10 protein-coding genes are annotated in these 10,879 nt (G+C 58.5%); 1 reads left to right on the top strand and 9 read right to left on the bottom strand.

From position 1 onward, the window contains the following. Positions 1 to 59: 59 nt before the first annotated feature. On the bottom strand, positions 60 to 383 hold the full coding sequence (locus tag D9N14_RS07140; RefSeq protein WP_290578482.1) for a PilZ domain-containing protein: 324 nt from the start codon (positions 381 to 383) through the stop codon (positions 60 to 62). Between the two features lie 181 nt (positions 384 to 564). Here D9N14_RS07140 and D9N14_RS07135 point away from each other — a divergent pair, with 181 nt between their 5' ends. Then, entirely contained in the window at positions 565 to 2,448 is a 1,884-nt protein-coding gene (locus tag D9N14_RS07135; protein WP_290578480.1) for a diguanylate cyclase, read from the top strand. Positions 2,449 to 2,451: 3 nt separating this feature from the next. Here the strand turns inward: D9N14_RS07135 and D9N14_RS07130 are convergent, their stop codons facing one another. The 8 genes from D9N14_RS07130 to rapA all read right to left on the bottom strand — a co-directional run bounded on the left by D9N14_RS07130 (position 2,452) and on the right by rapA (position 10,824). Next, a complete protein-coding gene (locus tag D9N14_RS07130) occupies positions 2,452 to 2,631 on the bottom strand; it encodes a hypothetical protein (protein ID WP_290578478.1) in 180 nt (59 codons plus the stop codon). 194 nt (positions 2,632 to 2,825) lie between these two features. Then, entirely contained in the window at positions 2,826 to 3,407 is a 582-nt protein-coding gene (locus D9N14_RS07125) for a TetR/AcrR family transcriptional regulator (protein WP_290578476.1), read from the bottom strand. Continuing rightward, positions 3,404 to 4,366 (bottom strand): alpha-L-glutamate ligase-like protein, encoded by a 963-nt coding sequence (locus tag D9N14_RS07120; RefSeq protein ID WP_290578474.1) that lies wholly within the window; start codon positions 4,364 to 4,366, stop codon positions 3,404 to 3,406. Before D9N14_RS07120 ends, D9N14_RS07125 begins: the two co-directional genes overlap by 4 nt. Then, positions 4,363 to 5,901 (bottom strand): inactive transglutaminase family protein, encoded by a 1,539-nt coding sequence (locus D9N14_RS07115; RefSeq protein ID WP_290578472.1) that lies wholly within the window; start codon positions 5,899 to 5,901, stop codon positions 4,363 to 4,365. The genes D9N14_RS07120 and D9N14_RS07115 overlap by 4 nt, the downstream gene beginning before the upstream one ends. Beyond that, positions 5,898 to 6,488 (bottom strand): ATP-dependent zinc protease, encoded by a 591-nt coding sequence (locus D9N14_RS07110; RefSeq protein WP_290578470.1) that lies wholly within the window; start codon positions 6,486 to 6,488, stop codon positions 5,898 to 5,900. Before D9N14_RS07110 ends, D9N14_RS07115 begins: the two co-directional genes overlap by 4 nt. Before the next feature lie 132 nt (positions 6,489 to 6,620). Continuing rightward, positions 6,621 to 7,268 carry an alpha-ketoglutarate-dependent dioxygenase AlkB family protein gene (locus tag D9N14_RS07105; protein ID WP_290578468.1) on the bottom strand — a complete coding sequence of 216 codons (648 nt, stop codon included), beginning with the start codon at positions 7,266 to 7,268 and terminating at the stop codon, positions 6,621 to 6,623. Between the two features lie 67 nt (positions 7,269 to 7,335). Then, complete coding sequence (locus tag D9N14_RS07100; RefSeq protein WP_290578466.1) at positions 7,336 to 7,968, bottom strand: RluA family pseudouridine synthase; 633 nt, start codon at positions 7,966 to 7,968, stop codon at positions 7,336 to 7,338. A gap of 3 nt (positions 7,969 to 7,971) precedes the next feature. After that, entirely contained in the window at positions 7,972 to 10,824 is a 2,853-nt protein-coding gene (gene rapA, locus D9N14_RS07095; RefSeq protein ID WP_290578464.1) for an RNA polymerase-associated protein RapA, read from the bottom strand. Positions 10,825 to 10,879: the final 55 nt, after the last annotated feature.

The following is a 10,879-nucleotide window of genomic DNA, read 5'->3' as shown; positions in this document are numbered from 1 at the left end:
CAGGGCGGGTTTTACGGTGTGTGCGTTCGCTCAATAGAATTTGTACAAAAAGTAGTCGATTATTGGTAGGCTTCTACCATATCATGGACACGGCTGGAGGGGTTGATCAGGCGAAACCCGGCGTCGTACAGCTCATTGGAGCCGTCACCCTGGCACCAACGGCATTCTACCTGGACATCGACGGTGGAGGTGTCATCCAGACTGGAGGCATCTTCGATTTCCAGCACGTACTGACTGTTTTCGTGCATGGGTTTGTCGCTGGTGATCAGCAGCCCGTTGGGGGAAATATCAACCACATGTCCAAACAGGGATTTGGTCCCGGGTTCGAACACGCGCAGGTAGTAGATCAGGTGGGTTCGGGTTTCTTTGCGTTGGTCGTCCATGGTGCGCTCTCCTTACTGACTAATGACCGTCATCACGGGTGATCTGAGGCTGGTTTAAAAATAGCCTGATGTTGAGGCCGGGTCAAATGGGTTCGCGCTTGTCACGAGAGGTTGGAGTGTATACATTTCATGGTTTCCCTGTAACGGCCATCCGCTTATCGCTTTTGGGGAGTTATCCGGTTTGATTAATCACGTGAGCTGCTACCGGTGGCTTGCATTGTGTGGGGTGTTGCTACTGTTGTCGGTGCCGATTCGGGCTGCGGCGACGCAACACGGTGCTCGTATTATCGATGTGGCCGAACTCAGTGACCGCATCACGGTTTCCAGCTCGCTGGACTATGTGGAGCAAACCCAACGGGTGTACACCATCGAGGATCTACTCGCTGATCAGCAGGCGGGGGACATCCCGTGGATAGGCAATCGAGCCGATTCCCCTGGCTTTGGTTTTGATACCAATACGTTCTGGTTCCGCCTGGTAGTGAGCAACAGTGCCCAGGTGCCGTTGCAGCGACTGTTGGAAATTGAGAACCCGGTACTCGATGAAGTGCTGTTCTATCAGGTGGATGACGATGGCTATATCGTCAATGTTGCCCAGACCGGTGATCGGAACCCGTCCACCAACCGCCCATTCTTTCACCATAACCTGGTATTGCCCTTCACCATCCAGGCGGGGGTGACCCAGTATCTGTATTTTCGCGTGACCACTTCGGGATCGCTGGAGTTCCCCCTGGAAATGTGGTCGCCGGAATCGTTTCAGGAGCGGGATCAGGTCAAGTTGCTGTTCTTCGGAGCCCTGTTCGGGATTTTGGTGGTCATGGGGCTCTACAATTTCTTCATCTATACCCTGTTCCGTGATGAGAGCATGGTGTATTACGCGGCGTTTTCCATTGGCCTGATGCTGTTTTTGTCCACCATGCATGGTTTTACTGCCCAGTACGTGTGGGCGGAAACCAGTTGGTTGCGGGAGAACGCGCTGGTCATTGTGATTCCACTGACGTTGTTTTTCTCACTCATGTTTTCCCGCCATTTTCTGCAGTTGGAGCGCTCCTATCCCCGCCTCAACCAAATGATCATCGGGCTGGGCTCTTTGTGTCTGGTGTTGGCGGTAGCGGCACCGTTTACCAGTTATTCGGTTCTGATCCGGCTCAATGCCGCTATGGTGATTCCCATCTGCACCGGGGGGATCGTGGTGGGGATTTCCCGGTGGCTGTCAGGGTATAAGCCGGCGCGCTATTTTGTGATCGCCTGGACGGCATTCCTGGGAGCGATCACCTTTTACGCGTTGTCGAAATTCGGGCTGTTTTCCCGCAGCGGGATCAGCGAGTATGCGGTGCAGCTGGGGGCCGTGGCAGAGGCCGTGCTGTTCGCGTTTGCCCTGGCTGACCGTATGAACACCCATCGCAAAGCCTTCGAAAAGGCCCAGGCCAAGGCTCTGGAACTGCAGAAAGAGGCGAATGAGCGGCTCGAGGCCAGTGTGGCGGAGCGGACTCAGGCGTTGCAGGCGGCCATGGAAGAACTGGCCAACGCCAATCAGCGCTTACAGGCCCTGAGCACGCAGGACGGACTCACCGGGATTCGCAATCGCCGTTATTTTGATGAGAAGCTGGAACAGGAATGGCACCGCAGTTTGCGCAATCAGGAATCCCTGGGGTTGCTGCTGATCGACATCGACTTCTTCAAGGCGTTCAACGACAAGCATGGTCACCTGGCAGGGGACGAATGCCTGAAGGCCGTGGCGCAAGTGATCGCCCGTACCCTGACGCGGCCCTCGGATTCCGTGTCCCGTTATGGTGGTGAGGAGTTCGCCGTGATTCTGCCGGGCACGGACATTGACGGTGCGGTGCACGTGGCAGAAAGCATCCGGCGGGCGGTGGAGCAGAAGGGGGTCGACGTGGACGGTGTAATGTTGCACGTTACCGTCAGTATCGGTGCGGCAGCGCTGATTCCGCTGCCGAACCAGGAACAACAAACGCTGATTGCGGTAGCGGACGAATCTCTGTATCTGGCAAAGTCAGCCGGTCGCAATCGGACCCAGACACCCCTGCCGGCCGCCAACCTGAATTGACAATCAGTTGTAGCCGCGCTCAAAGGCGTGGGTGACGTCTTTTTCTGCCACCGGGCTGTAACGCTGTTTGGATTTGAAAAAATGTCCCAGGCCGTAGCCGTAGCTGCGACGCTTCTGCGCCGGGTTGGTGCTTTCCTGTGACGTTGATCGTTTGCTGTTGGTGTCGGATTTTACTTCGCTCATCGCTTGTTCTCGCTTTGCTTTCTGTTACTTGCCGGTTGTTGCTCTTGGTGCTCGCCCGTTGATCAAAGCTTGTGTGTGAAGCCGTTGCATACTGCTTGAGTGCGAAATGCTTCAGTTAATATCGCTCAACGGGCAGGGATAGGCAATTAACTATACGTAACAAGATGCGACAAATCCGTTATATCCGACGTAGTTTACATTTTGGTTGTGCCTTTTCTCCAAAGATCAAACAACTGTTGCACCTGGGAGCGTAAATCCTGTTCTTTGTTGAGGGTCCAGGAGTAGACGGTGCCGATGGTGAGGTTCATCAGCAGGTTCAGCAGGATCTGGTTGGGGATGTCCGGCAGCACACCTTCACTTTTCAGGGCGTCAAAAAAGGCGTCGGCAAAGGCCTGGTTGGCGCTGACCACTTCCTCGTGCAGGCGCTGGATTTCGGGCATGAATTCACCGGCCTCGCGGATCAGTACCATGGAGAAATTACGGTTCCGGTCCAGGTAGTCGGCAATGGCCAGGCTGGTGCTCTTCAGGCGCTCCAGGGGATGTCCTGCACCCACCAGGTGGGTGAGGGCGATGTCGCGGATGGCCTGCAGGTCGGCTTTCACCACCGACAGCAGCAAGTCTTCCTTGCTGTCGAAATGTTTGTAAATCGTGGCTTTGCCCACCCCGGCCCGGGTGGCGATGGTTTTGACTTCAGCGGTGCGAAAGCCCTCTTTGGCAAACACTTCCCGGGCCGCCAGCAGGATGCGTTGGCGGCGTTCGGGCTTCTGGTCGATCATGTGGATTCCCTGGCGAACTTTTGACGGATCAGTTTGCCCACTTTGACCCGGCGCTTGGCGGAGGCCGGGATGGTACCCAGGGTCTGGGCGTATTTCAGAATGGGCTCCAACCCCTGTTGATTGGCGATTTGAATGGCCAGCCCGGGGCGGGCGTTCAGCTCCAGCATCATGGGCCCCAACTCACGGTCCATCACCAGATCCACCCCCAGGTAGCCGAGGGGGGCCAGCTCATAGCAGGTGGCTGCCATTTCCAGAATCCGGTCCCACTGGGGAATCTGGATGCCGGTCAGGGGAAAGCCTGTATCCGGATGTTCCAGTATGGGACGGGACTGCATTACCCCGTGATGGGTAAGCCCGGTGCCCAGGTCGATGCCCACACCCACGGCGCCCTGGTGCAGGTTGGCGCGGCCGTCGGATTGTCGGGTGGGCAGCCGGATCATGGCAAACAGGGGAATGCCCCGGAATACGATGAGGCGGATATCCGGAACCCCTTTGAAGGAGACGTTCTCGAAGCAGGGGTCGAACTTGACCCGGTACTCGATGATGGCCGTATCCGTCTCACCACCCAGGCTGTACATGCCGCTGAGAATGTTGGAGACATGGTGTTTGATCTCGTCGATGTGGACGACGCTGTCATTGGATTTGCGGAAATGGCCACTGGCGGTTTTGCCGGCGATCACCATGATGCCGTTGCCGCCGCTGCCGTTGGCAGGTTTGATGACGAACTCCGTGTACTGGGAAAGCAGCGCTGGCAGGTGGGCGGCCTGATGCTCCAGCTCAATGTGGCCATACAGTTGCGGCACCGGGATGTTCTTCTCGATGGCGCGCTGTTTGGTGATGATCTTGTTGTCCACCAGCGGGTAATACCGGCGTTGATTGTACGGCATGATGAACTCAGCGTTGCGCTGGTTCATGCCGACGATGCCCAGTTCCCGCAACCGGGTCCAGGGCATCTTCATGGTTTGTCCGCCTCTTTGATCAGGCCCCGGAAGCGCCACAGCTCCAACAGTCGATAACCGGTGTAACGGCCCAGGATCAAGGTCAGGGCCAGCACGATCAGCAGGGTTTCCGGGAACACGAAAATGATGTGCCCCAACCATTCATGGGTCATCACCAGATAACCGATGATGGCGGCGATCAGGCTGCCTGTGCCCAGTTTGAATGCTTCCTGGGAACCGTTCTCCTCCAGCACGATGGACATGCGCTCGATGGTCATGGCCAGTATCACCACCGGGAACAGGGCGACCGACAGGCCCCGCTCCAGGTCCAGTTGCACGCTGACGATGCTGAACAGGGCAATCATCATGATCACGATGGTGAGCACTGCCGCCAAGCGGGGCACCAACAGCAGTTTAAGCTTTTCCAGATACAGGCGCAGGGCGAGGCCCACCACCACCAGCATGGTGAACATGATGACACCCCAGAGCAGGGAGGTTTCGCGGAAGGCGAGGGCAATCAGCACCGGCATAAAGGTACCGAACGTGGACAGGCCGATCAGGTTGCGCAACACCACGATGACCAGGGCGCCCAAGGGTACCATCAGAATGATGCGGTACACGTTCTGGGTTTGAACCGGCAGGGCAAAGAGGGAAAAATCCATCAGCCGGGAATCCGTTTGACGCGCCCACTGTTCGGCGATGGATACCTGGGACAGGGCATGGCGGGAAATGGAAAAGTCCACTTCACCGGGTTCGCCGCCGGATACGGTGATCAGGGGGTCATCCCCGGTGCGCCACACCAGGACATCTTCACGGAAGCCCTGGCGCCCGCTGACCGGGTCAAAGGCTACCCATTCAAAGTCGTTGTGCACCTCGATCCAGGGCACCAGGGTGCCGTGTTTGACCAGGTCCTGCAACGGCAGCACGTAGACAATACGGGCCGGAATCCGCGCGCCTGCGAGGATGTCGATAAGCTGCCGCACCCACTCCACCGAGCCGTGGCCGGCTTTATTGATCAGCGAAATATTCTGGTCGGGTTTGGGGGTGTTGAGGCGGGACAACAATTCCCGGGTGAAGGTGGCAATGTCCGCCGAATGGGAGCGCACGTCCGACAGCAGGGCTCGGATGGCCGCGCCCAGTGGTTCATCGTAATCCGGAACCGGTGGGTAGGCCGGGCGCGGTTGGGTGCGCGGTTTGAATTCACTGCCATTCCGGGTCAGTTCCATGCGGTAATAAAGAACCTGCTTGCCCTTGGCTCGTCGCACTGCCCACAGGGCTTCCCGGTTGAGGGCATTCTGCTCGGTGGCCAGGCCGTAATTGCTGGAGATGAAATCCTCGTTGAGTTTGATAAAGCCCGGTGGGTCCCGGGGAATGTAGAACTGGGCCTTGGCCGGACCGCCGTTGGCCTTGAACTGGATTTTGGCTTCCACCGTCCAGACGTCGGATTGTTCCGCCGGCTTCAGGGGTAGGCCCAGCTTCTCATGTTTGTAGTAGACCGCGCTCAGGGCGATCAGGATCAGGACCAGCGCGGTAATGTTGATTTTACTGGACTTCATTGATCGTGCTCAGCCTTGTCGGTGGAGTGGTCTGCGGTGTCGGATTCGGGGGCTTCGGCTTTGGGGGCTTCCGGCTCCATGCTGCGGGTTCGCAGGAAGGTGTTGCCAGGATCGACGATGGCAACGTGCTTGAGGAAGCGTCGCCCCAGCAATACCGGGTACAGGAACTTGCTGCGATCGGTCAGGGTGAACTCGGCCGTGTATTCCATGCCGGCCAGGGTGAATGGCAGCGCCACCACCGGCCGCTCCAGACTGGTGTGCTTGTGACGCTTGATCAGGGCGCGGCGGGTTATGGGGGCTTCCAGCGTGATGACCTTTTTACTTTTACCGTTGGTGTATTTGGCTTCTTTCAGCTTGGTGTTGCTGGAAAACTGAAAGCGTACCCAGGGCTCACCATCCTTCTCAAAGTGCTCAATGTTTTTGGCATGAATGGAACTGGTTTTGGCGCCGGTATCCAGCTTGGCCTTGGCTTTCAGGCCTGAGGGTTGCAGGTGAACGTTCTCAATCCAGCCCAGGATGAGCTTTTCTGTGATCTCGCTTTCGTGCTCCCCGGCCTGCGCCGCGTGGGAGGCTGCCAAGGTTGTCAAAAGCCAATACCCCGTCAATATTTGGATGGTGATCCTGTTCAGATACTTCATAGTATAAAGGTGTTCGGTCTTCAAAAAAGTTTGCCGGGCAAACAGAGTTCCCGATTGTAATGTCTGGCAGCATGCTCTGCATCACAATTTACCCGTGCCGGCCTCAATAATTCGTCTGAATGTGAGATTGATACGGGGTTCGGTGGGGTGCCGGTTTTTGGGGATCTGGTGTAGCCAGAAATGCTGCAGGGACCCTTTCATGATCAGCAGGTCTCCCGATGCCAGCTCCAGGGCGAGTTTACGCTCGGGGTGCTTGCGGTGTTTCAGCTGGAAAGTGCGTTCCGCCCCCAGCGAGAGGGAGGCAATCACCGGGTTGGCACCCAGCTCCGGCTCATTGTCAGCATGCCAGCCCACGCTGTCCTGCTCATCCCGGTAGAGGTTGGCCAGCAGGCTGTTGAAGCGGTGATCACCGTAGTCCTCAATCTGCTCTTTAATGGTCAGCAGCGTGTCGCTCCAGGGCGTGGGCTCGAGCGTCATGCCGGAATAGGTGTAATTCATGCCCGGATCGCCGAACCAGGCTTGCAGGCGGGGAATGGGCATCTCTTTGCCGGCGATCCTGATGTTGTCCTGACGCCAGGGGATTTCCTCTTGCAGGCGGGAATAAAGCTGACGCGCGGTATCCTCATCGTAAAAACGGCGGGCCCAGAGAATCTCGCCGTCCTCCAGCTCGATCAGCTCCACGCTTTGCAGCGGTACATCGCCAAAAATAAAAAGGTCGTTCTGACTCATGCAGGGTTCCTGTTCACCGGTGAATGCAACCAGTTCATCCGATGCTACAGGGTATACACAGTGGGAGTCAAAAGGGCAGTGGCGCAGTGCAGGTGAACGGGGCGCCGCTGGCGGGATGGCGAAAGTACAGGCTTTGGGCGTGCAGCAGCAGTCTGTCCGCCATGGCGATGACCGGCGCCGGGGCGTAGAAGCGGTCCCCCAGGATCGGCATACCCAGGGCCATGGTGTGAACCCGTAATTGATGGGAGCGGCCGGTCACCGGGATCAGCAACACTCGCCGGCGCCGGCCATCCTGTTCCAGCACCCGATAACGGGTGAGGGAGGGTTTACCCTGTTCATGGCAGATTTTCTGCTTGGGGCGGTTTGGCCAGTCCGTGATCAAGGGGAACTGGATTTCACCCTGGTCAGCCGCGCATTCCCCGTAGGTGATGGCCTGATATTCCTTGTGCGTTTCCCGCTCACGGAACTGGCGGCTGAGTTCACTTTGCGCGACTTTGGTTTTGGCCAGCAGCATGACACCGGAGGTGGCACAATCCAGCCGGTGTACCACCAGGGCCTGGGGGTAGAGTGCCTGAGCCCGGGTGTGGATGGAATCCTGGTTGTCGGGCCCGCGACCGGCTACCGACAGCAGGTCGGCGGGCTTATTGACGATCAGCAGGTGGTCATCCTCGAACAGAATGTCCAGCGTGGGGGCGGCCATGGGTCAGGAAATGGTGACCATGATGCGCAGGCCGTCCAGGCGATACTGGCTGTTTCGGGCCAGCAGCTCCAGTCCCTTTTCCAGGCGTTGATCCGCAGCCTGCAGGGCTTTGCTCTGGTCATCGGCTTGCGCCAGGGCCTGCAGGCGTTGGCGCTCGTTGTCCCAATAGGCGCGGAAGCGTTGCTGGGCCTGCTCCACCAGTTCCTGCTTGCGGGATTCCATGAGGCTGTTGCCTTTGTTAAGCATGTCCAGCACCGGATCCTGGATTTCCTTGAGCATGGGGGTGATCAGGTCGCCTTTCACCCGTTTCAGCTGTTTGTCCAGGGCATCGGTGGTAACGGCCTTGCTGATGTCTCGACCCTGTTGGTCCAGCAGCAGGCGCACCGGGGTGGCGGGCAGCAGCTGGCCCAGTTGCAGCTCTGCGGGGGCCGGGCATTCCACAATGAACAGGGCCTCCAGCAGAATGGTGCCTTCCTTGATCTGCTTGTTTTTCAGCAGGCTCATCACGGAGCTGCCTTTGCCGCTGGTGATGATCATGTCCATGGCGTTACGCACCATGGGATGATCCCAACTCAGGAATTCGATGTCTTCCCGGCCCAGGGCTACGGCCCGGTCGTAAGTGGCGCTGAAGCCATCTTCGGGCAGGTTGGGGAAGCCGCTGTGTTCGAGGGAGGTGCCGGGACGGATCAGGATGATGTCATCGGACAGGTCTTCCTCTTCCACACCGTAGACGCTGAACACTCGCTCCATGAATTCCCGCAGCTCGGGGTCGTTGTCGCTGTCTTTTACGGCATCAATGAGGGGTTCCACACGGTCATCTCCGCGGGAGTGGATCTCCAGCAGGCGGTTGCGGCCGTGCACAAAGCGCTCGTGCAGATCGGCGATGCGTTGGCGGGTCGCCTCCAGCAAGGGTTCCAGGGCATCTTCATCCGGACTGGCGATGGCGGCCTGGAAGTCCTGGCTCAGGTTCTCGAACACCACGCTGTGGGAGGCCTCGGTTTTGGTGAAGGCGGTGAAACCCTCGTCGTACCAGGTCAGCAGGTTTTCCTGATGGGTGCCTCCCAGGTAGGGTGTGTAGATCTGGATATCCTGCTGCTGCCCGATACGGTCCAGCCGGCCGATGCGTTGTTCCAGCAGATCGATGCTGGCGGGCAGGTCGAACATCACCAGGTGATGGCAGAACTGGAAGTTGCGGCCTTCGCTGCCGATTTCGGAACAGATCAGGGCTTGGGCGCCGTCTTCTTCCGAGGCGAACCAGGCGGCGCTGCGATCCCGTTCGATCAGGCTCAGGTCCTCGTGGAAGGCGCTGCACTGAATGCCGCCCTTGAAATGCAGGTGGGCCTGCAGGGCGCAGGCTGTGTCCTTGTGGTGACAGATCACCAGGAACTTGTCACTGCGGTTTTTCTTCAGGGTATCCAGCAGCCATTCGACCCGGGGGTCCTGGGCGATCCACTCTGGCTCCGGCAGGTGCATTTCCGGATAGAGCTGGTCCAGAAAGCTCTCCAGCTGCAGGGTGGTATAGGCAGCGGGGTTCTTGAGGCGGACCCGGGTCAGCTGACGCTGGGGAAAGCCGCTGATGCTGGCCCGGGTGTTGCGGAACAGGGCGCGGCCGGTGCCGTGCTGGTCCAGCAGTCGTTGGGCCAGGGTGGTGGGGCCATGACTGTCTTCCTGGTTGTGCTCCAGTTGGTCGATGAGTTTGAGGCTGGAGTCATCGCTCAGCAATTGCTTGAGTTGGTCCAATTGCGCGGTGGACAGGGGCTGGTGATCAATGAGCTGTTCCGCAATAAGGGCAATGTCATTGAAGCGGGCCTGTTGCTCCATAAATCGGGGCAGGTCCTGGTAACGCAGCGGGTCCAACAGATGCAATTGAGCGAAGTGGCTTTCGGGGCCCTCTTTCTCCGGCGTGGCCGTCAGCAGCAGCAGGCCCTTGGCCTTGAGACTGAACGCTTCCACCAGGCCATAGGCCGGGCTGGCGTTCTCTGGTTGCCAGGCCAGGTGGTGGGCTTCGTCCACGATCAGCAAATCCCAGGGGGAGTCCAGCGCAGCTTCGGCCCAGCGCGGGTGATTGAGCAGGAACTGGATCGAACACAGCACCAGCTGTTCGTACATGAAAGGGTTGTCGGTATCTTCCTGCTCGCAGAGGGCGTCGCACTGGTCTTCGTCCAGCACTCGCACCGGCATGTTGAATCGGCGTCGCATCTCCACCAGCCACTGGTGTACCAGGGAATCTGGCACCAGGATCAGCACCCGGTTGATGCGGCCACTGATCAGCAGTTGATGGGCAATCAGGCCGGCTTCGATGGTTTTTCCCAGACCCACTTCGTCCGCCAGCATGACCCTGGCCTGGGCATGACGGGCGACCGTTTGTGCAATGTGGAACTGGTGGGGAATGGGGTCCACCCGGGGGCCCATAAAGCCTTTGGCCGGGTGCTGGTCATAGCGGGACAGCAATTCCCAGCTCTTCACCCGCATGCCGAAGGTCTTGTAGTGCTCAAAATGCCCCTGCAACAGCCGTTTCAGCGGTTCCGGCATGCTGCTGCTGCCCTGCACCTGGCTTTCGCAGAGGATTTTTACCTCACCGTTGTCGCTTTCCGCCTCGTAAAAATACAGCCCTTCCTCTTCGTGACGGGTCAGCACCCGGTAGTTGGTGCCGTCGTCGGTTTCAATCATGTCCCGGGGATGGAACTCCAGGCGGGTGAGGGGCGCATTGGCCTGGGCATAGTTGCGCAGTTCTTCGGTGTTGGGGAAGAAAAGGGTGACGATACGTTCGTTCACCTGGGTCACAATGCCAATTCCCAGGTCGGTCTCCGCGGTGTTGGACCAGCGCTGGCCGACGTGAAATACCTGTTCGCTCATGGTACTGACTGTCTCCGGAAAAATGCTGCGCGGTATTCTAACAAAGTCGGGGTGG

This window comes from Ketobacter sp. (assembly GCF_003671495.1).
Lineage (GTDB): Bacteria > Pseudomonadota > Gammaproteobacteria > Pseudomonadales > Ketobacteraceae > Ketobacter.
Note: the sequence above shows the minus strand (reverse complement) of the source record. Positions and strands in the feature narration are given on the sequence as shown.

What these genes read in the sequence shown, in the direction of transcription:
- D9N14_RS07100 (WP_290578466.1), bottom strand. Translation starts at nt 7,968, where the DNA reads ATGGCCGCCCCCACGCTGGACATTCTGTTCGAGGATGACCACCTGCTG.
- D9N14_RS07120 (WP_290578474.1), bottom strand. Translation starts at nt 4,366, where the DNA reads ATGAAGATGCCCTGGACCCGGTTGCGGGAACTGGGCATCGTCGGCATG.
- D9N14_RS07125 (WP_290578476.1), bottom strand. Translation starts at nt 3,407, where the DNA reads ATGATCGACCAGAAGCCCGAACGCCGCCAACGCATCCTGCTGGCGGCC.
- D9N14_RS07115 (WP_290578472.1), bottom strand. Translation starts at nt 5,901, where the DNA reads ATGAAGTCCAGTAAAATCAACATTACCGCGCTGGTCCTGATCCTGATC.
- D9N14_RS07105 (WP_290578468.1), bottom strand. Translation starts at nt 7,268, where the DNA reads ATGAGTCAGAACGACCTTTTTATTTTTGGCGATGTACCGCTGCAAAGC.
- D9N14_RS07140 (WP_290578482.1), bottom strand. Translation starts at nt 383, where the DNA reads ATGGACGACCAACGCAAAGAAACCCGAACCCACCTGATCTACTACCTG.
- rapA (WP_290578464.1), bottom strand. Translation starts at nt 10,824, where the DNA reads ATGAGCGAACAGGTATTTCACGTCGGCCAGCGCTGGTCCAACACCGCG.
- D9N14_RS07130 (WP_290578478.1), bottom strand. Translation starts at nt 2,631, where the DNA reads ATGAGCGAAGTAAAATCCGACACCAACAGCAAACGATCAACGTCACAG.